The sequence below is a fragment of the Streptomyces sp. NPDC104371 genome (assembly GCF_055583785.1).
Map to the genome: position 1 here is coordinate 1208153 of NZ_JBVJNF010000001.1, position 15443 is coordinate 1223595.

The 15443-nt window shown below is 74.4% G+C and carries 11 protein-coding genes and 1 pseudogene; 5 read left to right on the forward strand and 7 right to left on the reverse strand.

The window, feature by feature from the left end; genetic code table 11:
- The first annotated feature begins 63 nt into the window (after positions 1-63).
- On the forward strand, positions 64-1221 hold the full coding sequence (locus tag ACZ60T_RS05420) for an ROK family transcriptional regulator (RefSeq protein ID WP_365629720.1): 1158 nt from the start codon (positions 64-66) through the stop codon (positions 1219-1221).
- A gap of 19 nt (positions 1222-1240) precedes the next feature.
- Here ACZ60T_RS05420 and ACZ60T_RS05425 read toward each other — a convergent pair whose 3' ends face one another.
- Together ACZ60T_RS05425 and ACZ60T_RS05430 are read right to left on the reverse strand one after the other, a co-directional pair.
- Complete coding sequence (locus tag ACZ60T_RS05425; protein ID WP_469664584.1) at positions 1241-2002, reverse strand: GntR family transcriptional regulator; 762 nt, start codon at positions 2000-2002, stop codon at positions 1241-1243.
- 268 nt (positions 2003-2270) lie between these two features.
- Complete coding sequence (locus ACZ60T_RS05430; RefSeq protein ID WP_469664586.1) at positions 2271-3155, reverse strand: RNA polymerase sigma-70 factor; 885 nt, start codon at positions 3153-3155, stop codon at positions 2271-2273.
- Between the two features lie 153 nt (positions 3156-3308).
- Here ACZ60T_RS05430 and ACZ60T_RS05435 point away from each other — a divergent pair, with 153 nt between their 5' ends.
- Positions 3309-4139, forward strand: coding sequence for an alpha/beta fold hydrolase (locus ACZ60T_RS05435; protein ID WP_365629729.1), 831 nt, complete (start codon positions 3309-3311; stop codon positions 4137-4139).
- Positions 4140-4625: 486 nt separating this feature from the next.
- On the opposite strand, the pseudogene ACZ60T_RS05440 reads toward ACZ60T_RS05435, so the two are convergent.
- Positions 4626-5087 (reverse strand): annotated as a pseudogene (locus tag ACZ60T_RS05440) (EamA family transporter); the annotation flags it as partial.
- Between ACZ60T_RS05440 and pdxR the strand changes: the two are divergent.
- A complete protein-coding gene (gene pdxR, locus ACZ60T_RS05445) occupies positions 5078-6538 on the forward strand; it encodes a MocR-like pyridoxine biosynthesis transcription factor PdxR (RefSeq protein WP_469664588.1) in 1461 nt (486 codons plus the stop codon). The pseudogene ACZ60T_RS05440 and the gene pdxR sit on opposite strands and share 10 nt — an antisense overlap.
- Before the next feature lie 186 nt (positions 6539-6724).
- Here pdxR and ACZ60T_RS05450 read toward each other — a convergent pair whose 3' ends face one another.
- Positions 6725-7951, reverse strand: coding sequence for a trans-sulfuration enzyme family protein (locus ACZ60T_RS05450; RefSeq protein WP_469664590.1), 1227 nt, complete (start codon positions 7949-7951; stop codon positions 6725-6727).
- 60 nt (positions 7952-8011) lie between these two features.
- On the opposite strand from ACZ60T_RS05450, the gene ACZ60T_RS05455 reads away from it, so the two are divergent.
- Together ACZ60T_RS05455 and ACZ60T_RS05460 are read left to right on the forward strand one after the other, a co-directional pair.
- Entirely contained in the window at positions 8012-8515 is a 504-nt protein-coding gene (locus ACZ60T_RS05455; RefSeq protein ID WP_252424009.1) for an Lrp/AsnC family transcriptional regulator, read from the forward strand.
- 72 nt (positions 8516-8587) lie between these two features.
- Positions 8588-10282 (forward strand): DUF885 domain-containing protein, encoded by a 1695-nt coding sequence (locus ACZ60T_RS05460; RefSeq protein WP_469664592.1) that lies wholly within the window; start codon positions 8588-8590, stop codon positions 10280-10282.
- Between the two features lie 92 nt (positions 10283-10374).
- Here ACZ60T_RS05460 and ACZ60T_RS05465 read toward each other — a convergent pair whose 3' ends face one another.
- The 3 genes from ACZ60T_RS05465 to ACZ60T_RS05475 all read right to left on the reverse strand — a co-directional run bounded on the left by ACZ60T_RS05465 (position 10375) and on the right by ACZ60T_RS05475 (position 15416).
- Positions 10375-13368 carry an AAA family ATPase gene (locus ACZ60T_RS05465; protein ID WP_469664594.1) on the reverse strand — a complete coding sequence of 998 codons (2994 nt, stop codon included), beginning with the start codon at positions 13366-13368 and terminating at the stop codon, positions 10375-10377.
- A 69-nt stretch (positions 13369-13437) separates the two neighbouring features.
- Complete coding sequence (locus ACZ60T_RS05470; protein WP_469664596.1) at positions 13438-14589, reverse strand: exonuclease SbcCD subunit D; 1152 nt, start codon at positions 14587-14589, stop codon at positions 13438-13440.
- Positions 14590-14789: 200 nt separating this feature from the next.
- Positions 14790-15416: a YigZ family protein gene (locus ACZ60T_RS05475; RefSeq protein WP_469664598.1), complete on the reverse strand. Its 627-nt coding sequence runs from the start codon at positions 15414-15416 to the stop codon at positions 14790-14792.
- Positions 15417-15443 lie beyond the last annotated feature (27 nt).

Here is a 15443-nt window from a genome sequence, read left to right on the forward strand (position 1 = left end):
CGCGGGCACGCGCGGCGCCGAGTACGATCCGCCCAACACGCGCACAAGCTGGGAGGACGGACGTTGGGGCGGCTGACCGGCGGGGATCCCTCTCTGCTGCGACGGATCAACTCGGCGGTGGTGCTGCACGCGCTGCGTGCCGTGGACTGCGCGACGCTCACCGAGATCACCCGGGTGACGGGGCTGTCCCGGCCGACCGTCGAGGGCGTGGTCGAGGGGCTGATCGAGGTCGGGCTGGTGGTGGAGAAGGCCGCCGAGGAGGGCGCCGCCCGGCGACAGGGGCGGCCCGCGCGGCGGTTCCGGTTCCGGGCCGAGGCGGGCCATCTGCTGGGCCTGGACGTGGGGGCGCACCGGGTGACCGCGGTGCTCGCCGACCTGGACGGCCGGGAGCTGGGCACCCTCTCCAAGGAGGTCTCCGAGACGGCACCGGCCGACGAGCGGCTGGAGCGGCTGCGCGGCACGGTCGCCGAGTTGCTGCGCCGCTGCGGTGTGGCACGGGGGTCGCTGCGCGCGGTCGGGGTGGGCAGCCCCGGCATCGTGGAGGCGGACGGCACGGTGCGCCTCGGCATGGCGCTGCCGGAGTGGACCGGGCTACGGCTCGGCGAGCGGCTCAGCCGTTCCTTCAAGTGCCCGGTGCTGGTCGAGAACGACGCCAACGCGGCGGCCGTCGCCGAGCACTGGAAGGGCGCGGCCGTCGACTCCGACGACATCGTGTTCGTCCTGGCGGGGCTGAGTCCCGGTGCCGGGTCGCTGATCGGCGGACGGCTGCACCGCGGCTTCGGCGGCGCGGCCGGGGAGATCGGCGCGTTGCATCTGCTCGGCCGTGAGGCGGCCCCGGAGACGCTGCTCTCGACCACGGACGAGCCGCTGAAGCCGCTGGACGAACAGCAGGTCGCCGATGTGTTCGCGCTCGCCCGCGAGGGCGATCTGCGGGCGGGCGCGGCCGTGGACCGCTTCTTCCAGCGGCTGGTGCACGACGTGGCGGCGCTCGTGCTGGCCCTCGACCCCGAGCTGGTGGTCATCGGCGGCTGGGCGGCGGGCCTGGACGGCGTACTGGACCCGCTGCGCGAGGAGTTGTCCCGCTACTGTCTGCGCCCGCCGAAGGTGACCCTGTCCCGGCTGGGCGAGGCCGCCGTGGCGACGGGGGCGCTGCGGCTGGCGCTGGACCACGTGGAGGAGCAGTTGTTCGCGGTGGAGGGCGCGTCGACGGCGCGGCGGTGAACGAACCGGTCTCCTGCGGTCAGGAGGCGTGGCGCTGCGGGTCGTGGTGGATCTCGACGCCGCCGAAGGCGCCGAAGGTCAGTCGGCAGGTGTCGGCGCGGTACGTCGCCATGGAGACGGCCGCCGTGCGCCCCGCGGTGTGGAAGCGGGTGGTGACGAGGAGGACGGGGGCGCCGGGCAGCCGGTCGAGTTCGCGTGCGTCCTCGGCGCCCGCCGAGCCCAGTTCGACGGACTGGTCCTGGCCGTCCAGGGGCAGGCGCTGGAGTTCGCGCAGCACGGCACGCGCGCGTGCGGTGCCCGAGGGGGTGTCGATCGCGGGCAGGGCGGGCACCGACCGGCGCGGGACGTAGAGCAGTTCGGTGGCGACGGGCTGGAGGTGCGTCGTCCGGGAGCGGCGCACGGTGTGCACCGGCTCGTCCCGGCCGGTCTCCAGGAGGTCGGCGACCGCGGCGGGCGGTGGGGCGAGCACGCAGTCGGTGGGCAGCCAGGCGTCGTCGGCCGCGCCCGGCCAGGTGTGCCGTTCGGCTCCGACGGCCACGCCGACGCGCGGCGGCGCGACCGTGGTGCCGACGCCTCGGCGGCGCTGCAACCGGCCTTCCAGCTCGAGCTGTTCGAGGGCCTGGCGGAGCGTGGCGCGGGCGACGCCGAAGCGGGCCGCGAGGTCGCGTTCGTTGGGCAGGATCTCGCCCACGGAGAACTCGGAGTCGAGTGCTTCGGTGAGCGCGGTCCTGAGCTGCCAGTACTTCGGCTCCGGCACCGATTCGAGCTGCGTGGTCCCCACCCTGTCCTCCGCGATCGCCGTGACCGGCACGGTGTTTCAGCGCCCTTGTTTATGAAAGGTTGTTGCACTTCTCAGCGACGATAAGGCGGCCCCCACCCTTGGTCAAGACCAATTCTCCAACCCCCGCGGCGCGCGGGAGCGCCCTGCCGCGAAGCGTTCACGCGACGTTCGCGAGGCCGATGCCGCAGGCGACGCGGCAGCGGACGACGGCGAGGCCCGCGTCCGTGAACACGCACGGACGCGGGCCTCGCCGTCATGGGGTCGTCCGCTACTGCCGGGGCAGGTGTGCCAGCTTCTCGGGGTTGCGGATGATGTAGAGGCACTGCACGCGCCCGTCGGCGACGTCCATCTGGAGGAGCGTTTCGGGCTTGCCGCCGGACAGGCGCAGCAGGGCCGGAGCGCCGTTGACCTCCAGGAAGCGGAACGACGCGTCGGGGACGCCCTGGCCGCCGACGGCGGCCATGAAGCGGCCGACCTTGTCGGCGCTCTCCATGATCCGCAGCGGGGCCTTGGCGTGGCCGCCGCTGTCGCCGATCAGCTTGACGTCCGGGGCGAGCAGCCGCATCAGTCCGTCGAGGTCGCCCCCGGCCGACGCGGCGAGGAACCGCTCGGTCAGATCGCGGCGTTGGGCCGGGTCCACCTCGTAGCGCGGGCGCCGTTCGTCGACGTGCTTGCGCGCGCGTGCGGCGAGTTGGCGCACCGCGGCCTCGCTGCGGTCCAGGGTGGTGGCGATCTCCGCGAAGGGGTAGCCGAAGGCCTCGCGGAGGACGAACACCGCCCGTTCCAGGGGCGAGAGGGACTCCAGGACGACGAGGACGGCGAGCGAGACGGAGTCGGCGAGCACGGCCCGCTCGGCCGTGTCCGGGACGGTGTCGCCGAAGGCGGTGGGGTACGGCTCGGGCAGCCAGGGGCCCACATACGTCTCGTTGCGTGCCCGCAGTTGACGCAGCCGGTCGACGGCCAGCCGGGTGGTGATACGGACGAGGTAGGCGCGCGGTTCGCGGACGGGGTCGCGGTCGGCGCCGGACCAGCGCAGCCAGGCCTCCTGGACCACGTCCTCGGCGTCGGCGATCCGGCCGAGCATCCGGTAGGCGACGCCCATCAGGACGCTGCGGTGCTCCTCGAAGACATCGGTCACGGTGTCGATGGTCACCGTGCCATCCCATCCGACGTCCTCGGCCCGTGTCCAGACGGAACCGCTGTCGCGCCGGACACAAGCCGGGCACGTCGTGGCGGACACAAGCCCGAGCACACGGGTCCGCCGGGCCGGTGGCGCCGCCCGACGGGGCCCCGCACCATGGGCACCATGGCCGCCACCGTCTCCTTCCCGCTCCCCTCCGCGCACGGCCCGCGCGCCGTGACCGTCTCCTACGCCCGCAGGGGCCACGGCGAACCGCTTCTGCTGCTGCACGGCATCGGGCATCACCGGCAGGCCTGGGACCCGGTGCTGGACATCCTCGCCACCGAGCGGGACGTCATCGCGGTCGATCTGCCCGGCTGCGGCGCCTCACCGGGGCTGCCGGACGGGCTCCCGTACAACCTGACGACCGAGGTGCACGCGCTCGGTGCGCTGTGCGCGGCGCTGGGGATCGAGCATCCGCATGTGGCGGGCAACTCCATGGGCGGCCTGCTGGCGCTGGAGTTGGGGCGCGCGCGGCTCGTACGGTCCGTCACCGCGCTCGCGCCCGCGGGGTTCTGGACCCCGGCCGAGCGCCGGTACGCGTTCACGGTCCTGGCGGCGATGCGCCGGGCCGCGCGGAGCATGCCGCTGCCGGTGGTGGAGCGGCTGTCGCACACGGCGGCCGGGCGTACGGTGCTGACGAGCACGATCTACGCCCACCCCGGGCGTCGTTCACCCGAGGCCGTCGTCGCCGAGACGCTCGCGCTGGCCCAGGCCGAGGGGTTCGCCGAGAGCCTGCGCGCGGGCACGTCCGTCCGGTTCACGGACGATGTGGCCGGGCTGCCGGTCACCGTCGCGTGGGGCACCAGGGACCTGGTCCTGGTGAGCCGCCAGGGCGCCCGCGCGAAGCGGTTCATCCCGCAGGCCCGGCTGATCCGGCTGCCCGGCTGCGGCCACGTCCCGATGAACGACGACCCGGCGCTGGTCGCGCGGGTCATCCTGGACGGCAGCCGCTGAGCCGTCGTCCGGTCGACGCTTCCGGCCCAACGCGCCCGAGCCCAGGGCCACTCCGGCCCCGACCAGGGCGCTGCCCGCCGCCTGCGCGGGCCCGTACGCGCCGGTGCCGACGAGCGGCGCGGTGCAGGCGGCGGCGACCGGGATGAGCCCGGAGAAGAGGGTGGTGCGCTCGGTCCCGAGGCGTTGCAGGCCCATGTACCAGCACACGAAGCCGACGACGGTGACGACCGCCGCCTGCCACAGCAGCGCGGCGGTCTCCGTACCGTCCGGCACGCGCAGCCAGTCGCCGCCGTCCACGGCCGCTCCGACCGCCGCCGACTCGACGGCCGCGATCCCGCAGACGGTCGCCGTCAGCAGCCTGGGCCCCAGCGGGCGCAGCACGGACACGGCGAGCACCGCGAAGCCGACCTCCCCCACGAGCGCGCCCAGGGAGAAGGCGATGCCGGCGCCGTCCGTACGGCCCCACCCCTGGACCGTGAACGCGCCGACGGCCACGAGCGACGCCCCGGCCAGCACCTGCCGCCGGGGCCGCCGCCCCTCCCGCAGCGGCACGACGACCGCGACCACCACGGGGGCACACCCCACGAAGACACCCGGCACGGCCGGTTCGGCGGAGCGTTCGGCGGCGAGCACGGCGAGGTTGAAGCCCACCATGCCGACCGCGGCGAGCAGGGCGAGGCGCCCCCACGTGCGGGGACCGAGGCCGCGCAGCGCCGCCGCGCCGCCGCGGCCGACCAGGGGCAGGAGCAGCAGGCAGGCGAGGGCGTAGCGCAGGAACTGGCCGCCCGCGTACGGGTAGTGGCCGAGGACGCTGTTGGCGGTGAAGGATCCTCCGACGAGGACACAGGCGAGCGCGGCGAGCAGGGCTCCGCGCGCGGTGGTGACGTTCATACGGGCGACGCTAGGCAGGGCGGCGGTCCGGGTTAAGGTCCACTTCCATGACGTCATCGGGGACCACTTCGGCACCGGCGCCCGGTCAGCCGCCGTCCGCGCCGGACGGGTCGGCGCCCTGGACCGCCGCCTGGGAGCTGCTGCTTCCGGCCGCCCGGGTACCGGCACGCGCGCGTGGGCGCGCCTTGCAGGCGGCGCTGCGGGAGGCGGTCCGCGCGGGGCGGCTCGCCGCGGGCACACGGCTGCCGTCGAGCCGTGAACTCGCCGCCGATCTCGGTGTGTCGAGGGGGCTGGTGACGGAGGCGTACGAGCAGTTGACCGCCGAGGGGTATCTGCGCGCCGACCGGGGCGCGGGGACCTGGGTGAGCGGTGCCGTGCGGGCGGCGCACCCTCGCGCCCATGACCTCGCCCCGCGCCCCTCCCCCGCCGCCCACACGGGCTTCCTGCCGGGCACCCCGGATCTGTCGCTGTTCCCGCGGGCGGCCTGGGCGGCGGCCCACCGCGCGGTGCTGGCCGAACTCCCGCACCACACGCTGGGATACCCGGACCCGCGCGGACTGCCCCGGCTGCGGGTCGCGCTCGCGGGGCTGCTCGCGCGGCGCAGAGGCGTGGCCGCCGACCCCGAGCGCCTCGTGGTCGTCTCGGGAGTGGCGCAGGCGCTCACACTGCTGGGACACGTGCTGCACGCGCGCGGGGTGCGCACCGTGGGCGTGGAGGACCCGGGCAGCCCCGAGCACGACACCCTGTACGCCGCCACCGGCATCACCGCCGTGCCGTTGCCCCTGGACGGGGACGGGCTGGCGGTCGGGCCGCTGGACGCGTCGCGGGTCCGGGCGGTCGTCACCACGCCCGCCCATCAGTTCCCGTCCGGGATCGCGTACTCCGCAGGTCGGCGCGCCGAACTGCTGCACTGGGCCCGCTCGGTCGACGGGCTCGTCATCGAGGACGACTACGACGGGGACTTCCGGTACGACCGTGCCCCCGTGGGCGCGCTGCAAGGACTCGATCCGGAGCACGTCGCGTACACGGGCTCGGTCAGCAAGTCGCTCGCGCCGGGGCTGCGGCTCGGCTGGCTGCTCGTACCGGAGGCGCTCGCCGAGGAGGTCGCCGAGCGGAAGCGGACCATGGACCTCGGGCATCCGGTGCTCGACCAGGCGCTGTTGGCCCGGTTCGTGGAGCGCGGCGACTACGACCGGCATCTGCGGCGCTGTCAACGCGCGTACCGGGAGCGCCGCGACGCCCTGGTGGCCGCCTTGGCGGAGCACTTCCCCGGCGCCGAGGTGTCCGGGATCGCGGCCGGGCTGCATGTCATCGCCCGCCTGCCCGACCGGTACGGGCCGCGGGAGCGGTTCCTGGCACGGGCGGCGGAGCACGTGGCGGTGCGTCCGCTGGCGGCGTACGGCACGGTGGCCGACGAGGCGGTGCGGCTGGTGCTCGGGTACGCGCATCTGTCGCCTTCCCGGATCCGGGAGGGCGTACGGGCGTTGGCGGCCGTCACGCGCGTGTGACGAGCCCCCTAGCGGTAACTCCCTTGTGACGCGGGAGGCTTGAGATGGCCGAAGCCTGCCGGAAGTCGGCCGGAATTGATCGTTCCGATTCCCTGGAAGGCCACCCGCTCGCGTACGCTCGAACGGTATGCCGCGCACCGGAGTCATCCCCCGGTGCGCGGCGATCCGCCGGGTCCGCACACGCGGTCACCGGCTTCCCGCGACCTCCTCGGCCGGGCGGTCGGCGGCCTGCTCGGCGCCCAACGCCCCCCGCAGATCGGCCCACAGGTCCTCGACGTCCTCCAGGCCCACCGACAGGCGCAGCAGCCGGTCGCTGACCCCGGCGCCCCTGCGGTCGTCCGCGTCGACGATGCGGTGGCTGATGGAGGCCGGGTGCTGGATGAGCGTGTCGACGCTGCCGAGGCTCACCGCGGGTGTGATCAGCCGGACCCCGCCGATCACCGCGTGCGGGTCGCCGTGCACCTCGAAGGCGATCATCGCGCCCCCGATCCGCGGGTAGTGGACGCGGGCGACGCGCGGGTCGTCGGCGAGGCGGCGGGCGAGTTCGGCGGCGGTCGCGGACGCGGCCCGGACCCGTACGGGCAGCGTCGACAGGCCCCGCAGCAGCAGGTATCCGGCGAGTGGATGGAGCAACCCGCCCGTCGCGAAGCGCACTTGGCGCAGTCCGCGCGCCAGTTCCTCGTCGCAGGCCACGACGCCGCCCATCACGTCGCCGTGCCCGCCCAGGTACTTCGTGGCGCTGTGCAGCACCAGGCGCGCTCCCTGCTCGACGGGCCGTTGCAGCACCGGGGTCGCGAAGGTGTTGTCCGCCAGCAGCGGCACCGATCCGCAGGCGTGGGCGACGGCGCGCAGGTCGATCTCCGCGAGCGTCGGGTTGGCCGGGGACTCGACCATGACGAGTCCGGTGTCCGGCCGCAGCGCGTCCCTGATGCCCGCGGGGTCGGTCCAGGTCACCTCGGAGCCCAGCAGCCCGGCGGTCAGCAGATGGTCGCTGCACCCGTACAGCGGTCGTACGGCGACGACATGCCGCAGCCCGAGCGAGTTGCGGAGCAGCAGGACGGCGCTGAGCGCGGCCATGCCGCTGGCGAACGCGACCGCGGCCTCGGTGCCTTCGAGCCGGGCCAGCGCCGTCTCGAAGCGGGCGACGGTCGGGTTGCCGATCCGGCCGTAGACGGGCGGCCCGGTCAGCTCCGCGCCGTCGGCCGCGAAGGCGTCGATCCGGGCGGCCTCGGCGCGGCTGTCCCGGCTGGGGTAGGTCGTGGAGAGGTCCAACGGCGGGGCGTGCAGCCCCAGTTCGGCGAGGTCCTCGCGGCCGGCGTGCACGGCCTCGGTGGCGAACGCCCGGCCGGCCGGGCGGCCCCCGGCGGCGTGTCCGTCCTGCGCTGCATACGCGTCATGCGTGCGGGAATCCATGGAGCGCAGCCTGAACACCGGTCGGGGTCATGGCGCCGATCCCCGTGTTACGTTCGGCGCATGTCCGAATCCGTCCAACTGGACCCGGTGGATCTCCATCTGCTGCGGCTGTTGCAGAACGACGCCCGGACGACCTATCGCGACCTCGCCGCGCAGGTCGGGGTCGCGCCCTCGACCTGCCTGGACCGCGTGACCAGGCTGCGTCGCTCAGGAGTGATTCTCGGCCATCAACTGCGGCTCGACCCGGCGAAGCTCGGGCGCGGTCTGCAGGCGCTGCTGTCGGTCCAGGTCCGGCCGCACCGCCGGGAGTTGGTGGGCCCGTTCGTGGAGCGGATCCGGGCGCTGCCCGAGTCCCGTACGGTCTTCCATCTGACCGGACCCGACGACTACCTCGTCCATGTCACGGTCGCGGACATGGCGGATCTCCAGCGGCTGGTGCTCGACGAGTTCACGGCGCGGCGTGAAGTGGCGCGCGTGGAGACCCGGTTGATCTTCCAGCAGTGGGACTGCGGTCCGCTGCTGCCGCCCGGACAGACCGTGCCGACCCGCGCCGCCGGAGCGTAAGGGCTGTCCTGTTCGGTCACCGGGCGCCGAATCCCCGTGACGGACGCCCGGTTCCGTATGAGGATGGTCGGTATGTCAGACACCATCAACAGCCCCCTGCCCCGGCAGGTCGCCGACGCGTACGTCGACGCTCTCGTCGCCCTCGACCCCGTCACCGGTACCTACCTCGGTGTGAAGGAGAGTTCGAGCAAGCTGCCCGACACCTCGCCCGCGGGCCAGGAGGCGCTCGCCGAGCTGGCGCGGCAGACCCTCGCACGACTGGACGAGGCGGAGCACCGCCCCGGCGCCGACAGCGACATCGAGCGCCGCTGCGCACGCCTGCTGCGTGAACGGCTCACCGCCGAACTCGCCGTGCACGAGGCCGACGAGGGCCTCCGGACGGTGAGCAATCTGCGCTCCCCCGTCCACTCCGTGCGCTCGGTCTTCACCCTGACCCCCACCGACACAGAGGAGGACTGGTCGGCGGTCGCCGAGCGGCTGCGCGCCGTACCGGCCGCGCTGCGCGGCTACCGCGAGTCCCTCGCGCTCGGTCTGGAGCGCAAGCTGTACGGCGGGCCGCGCGCGACCGCGACCTTCGTCGAGCAGCTCACCGAGTGGTCGGACATGGACGGCCAAGGGCACGGCTGGTTCGAGGACTTCGCCGCCCAGGGCCCCGACACGCTGCGGGCGGAGCTGGACGAGGCCGCCCGCGCGGCGACCGCGGCCGTCGTCGAACTGCGGGACTGGATGCGCGCGGTGTACGCGCCCGCGATCGAGGGCGCGCCGGACATCGTCGGCCGGGAGCGCTACGCCCGCTGGGTGCGCTACTTCAACGGGACGAGCCTGGACCTGAACGAGGCGTACGCGTACGGCTGGTCCGAGTACCACCGGCTTCTCGGCGAGATGAAGGCGGAGGCCGAGAAGGTCCTTCCCGGCGCCGAGACGCCGTGGGTGGCGCTCGCGCACCTCGACGAGCACGGCACGCACATCGAGGGCGTGGACGAGACCCGCGCCTGGCTCCAGGGCCTGATGGACGAGGCGATCGACGCGCTCGACGGCACCCACTTCGAACTCGCCGAGCGGGTACGCGAGGTGGAGTCGCGCATCGCGCCGCCCGGCAGCGCCGCGGCCCCCTACTACACGGCCCCGTCCGCCGACTTCTCCCGTCCGGGCCGGACCTGGCTGCCCACCATGGGGCAGACCCGGTTCCCGGTCTACGACCTGGTCTCGACCTGGTACCACGAGGGCGTTCCCGGCCACCATCTCCAGCTCGCGCAGTGGACGCACGTGGCCGAGGACCTCTCGCGCTACCAGGCGACGGCGGGCATGGTCAGCGCCAACGCCGAGGGCTGGGCGCTGTACGCGGAGCGCCTCATGGACGAACTGGGCTTCCTCACGGACCCGGAGCGGCGGCTCGGCTATCTGGACGCGCAGATGATGCGGGCGGTGCGCGTCATCATCGACATCGGTATGCATCTGGAGCTGGAGATCCCGGCGGACTCGCCGTTCCACCCGGGCGAGCGCTGGACGCCGGAGCTGGCGCAGGAGTTCTTCGGCGCCCACAGCAGCCGTCCGGCGGACTTCGTGGAGAGCGAGCTGACGCGCTACCTCTCGATGGCCGGTCAGGCGATCGGCTACAAGCTCGGCGAACGCGCCTGGCTGCGGGGCCGCGAGAACGCGCGCAAGCGCCATGGCGACGCGTTCGACGCGAAGGCCTGGCACATGGCGGCGCTCTCGCAGGGGTCGCTCGGTCTGGACGACCTGGTGGACGAGCTGTCCCGGCTCTGACCGCACGCGCCGACGGCCGGGCCCCGGTACCTGCCGGGGTCCGGCCGTCGGCGTCGTACGCCTCGTCCCACCCTCACCTCACCGAACGGCCGTCAGCCGACCGCTCGTTGCCGCAGCACCGACCCCGTCCGCCCCTTGACGACCTCCAGTTGGGCGTGGACGCGCCGCCGCAGGTCCGCGACATGGCTGACGATGCCCACGCTGCGGTCGCGCTCGCGCAGGGAGTCGAGCACGTCGAGCACGTCGTCCAGGCTCTGCTCGTCCAGGCTGCCGAAGCCCTCGTCGATGAACAGGGTGTCGAGGCGGACCCCACCGGCCTCCTCGGTGACGACGTCCGCGAGGCCGAGGGCGAGCGCGAGGGAGGCGAAGAACGTCTCGCCGCCGGAGAGCGTCGCCGTGTCGCGTTCCCGCCCGGTCCAGGCGTCCACCACATGCAGCCCGAGGCCGCTGCGGCCCCGTCCGGAGCGGTCGTCGGAGTGGACGAGGGTGTAGCGGCCGGACGACATACGGCGCAGTCGTACGGTCGCGGCGGCGGCCACCTGCTCCAGGCGGGCGGCGAGCACATACGACTCCAGGCGCATCCTGCGTTCGTTGTCCGCGGAGGTACCGGCCGTCAGGGACGCGAGCCGGGCCACCCGGTCGTACTCCTCACGCAGCGGTGCCAGGCGCCGTACGGACGCGGTCACGCGCGCGGAGAGCCGGTCGAGTTCGGCGCAGCGGCGGACGGCCGCGTCGTGGGCGGACACCGCTTCCTGGAGGCGGCGGGCGGCGGTCCTCGCGGTGTGCTCGGCGCTCTGGAGGTCGGCGGGCGGCTGCTGGGCGGCGGCCGTGGTGTCGGCCTCGGCGAGGATCGCGCGGACGGCGGCCTCCTCCTGCTGCCAGGCGTCCAGCCGGTGTTGCAGGTCGCGGTGGGCCTGGTCGTCGAGGAGGGCGGCAGCCGCGTCGTACGGCGTGTCGAACCCGGCGCGGTAGGCCGCGTCGGCGAGTCGCGCGTCGGCGTCCTTGAGGCGGTGCGCGCTGTCCTCGGCCACGCGCACGGCGTCGGCCGCCTCGGCCAACAGGGCGGCCCGCTCCTCGAGGCGGGCCGCGCGCTCGGCGACGCTGCCGACATCGCCCCGAGCCCGGCCCAACTCCTCTTCCAGCACGGCCCGTTCGTCATCGAGGGCGTCGCGTCGGGAGGCGCGGGCCGCCGCCCGGAGCGCGGCGTCCTGCCGGGCTGCGGTACGCCGCTCCCGCTCCTGCTCGGCGCGCCGCAACTCCTCCTGCGCGGCGTGCAGTCGTGAGGCACCCTCCCGCGCCACGCCGTACGACTGCTCCAACTCCTCGACCTGCCCAGCCAGTTGGACGGTCGGTGCGGCACCGGCCTCGGCGGTGGCGGCGGCCAGCGTCTCGCGTACGTCGGCGAGGCGCCGTTCGTCCTCGGCGCGCCGCCCCTCCGCGTCGCGATGGGCGGCGAGCGCGCGCTCCTCCGCCTCCCGGTCGATGTGTCCGGCCGACTTCCGTGCGGGGGCGGGGTGTTCGGTGGCGCCGCAGACGGCACAGGGGGCGCCGTCGGTGAGCCCGGCGGCGAGTTCGGCCGCGATGCCCTTGAGGCGCTGCTCCTTGAGGTCGAGCCAGTGCTCCTGGGCCGTCAACGCGCGTTCGCGCGAGGCGAGGACGCGGGCCTCGGCCGCGTCGGTGTCCTCGGCGAGCCGGTCGCGTCGACGGGCCGCCGCGAGCCGCTGCCGCGCGCTCTCGCACTGCGCGGCGAGGTGTTCGGCGCGGGTGGCGGCCTCCTGCGCGCGGTCGATACGGGCCTGGAGGTCCGTACGGGTCTGCTCCCACTCGGCGAGCCAGTCGGCCGCGTCCTGGAGCACCGCCTCGTCGGCGCGCTCCTCACGGTCCAAGTCGACGCGCTCGGAGGTGAGTTCGGCCAGGCGCCGCTCGGCGCGGCGGGCCGACTCGAGGCCGCCCAGCTCCTCGGCGGCCCGGCGCGCCGCGGCGGCGAGGCCGCTCGCCCCGGCGTCCGCGAAGGTCTCCGGGAGCCGGGCACGCGCGCGTGCTTCCCCGGCGGCGGCCCGCCGCTGCTCGGCCTCGGCGGCCTCGCGCAGGTCCAGGGCGGGCGCCACGGCCTCGGCCTTGCGGGCGCGCTCCATCCGCGCCCGCGCCTCGCGGTGGGCGTCGGCCCGCTCCGCCAACCGCGCGGCCCGCTCCTGGGCTTCGGCGTGTCGGCGTTGCAGCCGCGCCGTCTCGCGTACGTCGTCCAGGGCGCGCTCGGTGGCGGCGCGCGCCGACTCGGCGGCCGTGCGCGCGCAGCGCGCGATGGCGAGCCGTTCACGGGCGTCGGCGCGCGCGACGGCGGCCCAGGCCAGCACGGCGTCGGCGAGTCCGGGCTCGCCCGGCTTGAGGTCGGGCAGCGGCGGGGCGTCCCCGGCCGCCTGCTGCATCCGGTGGGCGTCGGCGAGCAACGCGGCGTCCCCGTCGCGTACATCGGCCTCCGCCGACCGGCGCCGCTCGGCGAGATGCCTCTCCACACCGGCGAAGCGCCGGGTGTCGAAGAGGCGGCCCAGCAGCTTGCCGCGGGCCTCGGCGTCCGCGCGCAGGAAGCGGGCGAAGTCGCCCTGGGGCAACAGGACGACCTGGCAGAACTGTTCGCGGCTCATGCCGAGAAGCTGGGTGATCTCCTCACCGATCTCCTGGTGGGAGCGGCTGAGGTCCTTCCAGGCACCGGCCGTGGCGTTGTATTCGCGCAGCCGGCTCTGGGCCTTGTCGGTCGTGCTGCCCGTACCGCGCTTCTTCGGGCGTTCCCACGGCGGTTGGCGGGTGATCTCCAGTCGGCGTCCGGCGACGGTGAACTCCAGCCGGACCTCGGTCCGCGTCCCCGGAGCGGCGTGGTCGCTGCGCAGACTCTGCCCCTGGCCGCTCTGGCGGGCGCCGGGCACGGCCCCGTACAGCGCGTAGCACACGGCGTCGAGGACGGAGGTCTTGCCCGCGCCGGTCGGTCCGTGCAGCAGGAACAGTCCGGCGGCGGACAGGTCGTCGAAGTCGACGTGCTGGGTGCCGCCGAAGGGGCCGAAGGCGGTGAGGTCGAGCCGGTGCAGCCTCACGGGGTCGCCTCCTCGGCACGGTGCGGCCTCACAAGGCCCCCTCTTCGGCACGGTGCGGCATCACGGGTCTCACAGCGCCTCCTCCTCGACGCGCACGGCGTCGAACGCCGCCCGCAGGACGGCCTGTTCGCTCTCGTCGGGGCCCGCGGCGCGCACATGGGCCACGAAGTCCTCCGCGATCTGCTGGTCGGAGCGGCCCGCCAGGCGCCGTGCGTAGGACAGGCCCGGGTCCTCGGGGGCCCGCTCGGGGTCGAAGACCAGGCTGAGGGCGTGCGGGAAGCGCTCGGTCAGCCGGGCCATGGGCTCGGCGGGGCGCACCGGGTCGGTGAGCGTGGCCTCCACCCAGGCCTCCTGGTGGCGCTCCAGCTCGGGGTCCGCGAGCAGGGCGTCCAGGCGTCCGCGGATCCGGGCGAGGGGGCGCGGTACGGGGCAGTCGACGCGCTCGGCCCCGACCGTGCCGTCCGCGCCCAGGTCGACGAGCCACATGCTCTTGCGGTGGTTCGCCTCGGAGAAGGAGTACGGCAGCGGGGAGCCGGAGTAGCGGACGCGGTCGGTGATCGTCTGGCTGCCGTGCAGATGGCCCAGCGCCACGTAGTCCACGCCGTCGAAGACACCGGCCGGTACCGCGGCCACCCCGCCGACCGCGATGTCCCGCTCGCTGTCGCTGGGTTCGCCTCCGGTGACGAAGGCATGGGCGAGGACGACGGAGCGGGTGCCCGGGGCGCGCGCGGCGAGATCGGCGCGGACGCGCTCCATGGCCGCCGCGAGCACCGTCTCATGACCTGCCCGCTCGACACCGAACTGGCCCTTCACCAGGGCGGGTTCGAGATACGGCAGACCGTAGAAGGCCACGTCGCCGTGCGTGTCGGCGAGCACGACCGGGGTGCCGCAGGCCGCGGCGTCCGTCCGCAGATGGATGCCCGCGCGTCCGATGAGCCCTGCGCCGACGCCCAGTCGGCGCGCCGAGTCATGGTTCCCGGAGATCATCACCGTGGGCACGCCGAGATCGGCGAGGCGGTGCAGGGCGGTGTCGAACAGCTCGACCGCGGCCAGCGGGGGCACCGCGCGGTCGTAGACGTCTCCCGCCACGACCACCGCGTCCACCGCGCGCTCGCGCACGGTGGTGACGAGATGGTCGATGAAGTCGGCCTGCGCGCCGAGCATGTTCACGCGGTGGAACGACCGGCCCAGATGCCAGTCGGAGGTGTGCAGCACTCTCAAGAATCCGCTCCGACCCGCACGTGTCCCCCTCCTGCACCGTCTGTGGAGCCGCCAGGAGCCATCACGGACTCACTGTCGACGCTCACCACGCTAACGCCTGCGGGACCCACTCCCCCACGAACCTTGACACAACGCCCCAATTCAGGCGTGAATCACGGCAATTGCCCGAACCATCCCGACTTGCACCTTTCGTCCGCGCTTCACGCGTCCCCGTACGCCTCTCCGCCCAGCTCGAACCCGGCCGTGCCCGCGGTGGCGTCGGCGAGCCACGCCCGGAAGGCCTCCACATCGGCGTCCGGCAGCCCGATCTCGATCGTGACGTGCTCCCCGTAGCGCACGTCGCGCACCTCGCGACCGGTCGCGCGCAGGCCGTTCTGCACCTTGCCCGCGCGCTGGTGGTCGACCGTGACCGTGGCGAGCCGGAAGCGACGGCGGGTGAGCGTGCCGAGCGCGTCCAGGGCCTCGCCCACCGTTCCCCCGTACGCCCTGATGAGCCCGCCCGCGCCCAGCTTCACGCCGCCGTAGTAGCGGGTGACGACGGCGACGACGTAGCGCATGTCACGGCGCAGCAGCATCTGGAGCATGGGGACACCCGCGGTGCCGCCCGGTTCACCGTCGTCGCTCGCCTTCTGGATCGCGGCGTCGGCGCCGACGACATAGGCGTAGCAGTTGTGCGTGGCGTCGGCGTGCTCCTTGCGGACACCGGCGATGAAGTTCTGCGCCTCCTGCTCGGTGGCGGCCGGGGCGAGGGCGCACAGGAAACGGGAACGGTTGATCTCGGTCTCGTGCACGCCCGCGCGGGCGACTGTGCGGTACTCGTCCTGCATCACGCCAGCGTATGCGCTCGCCGCACC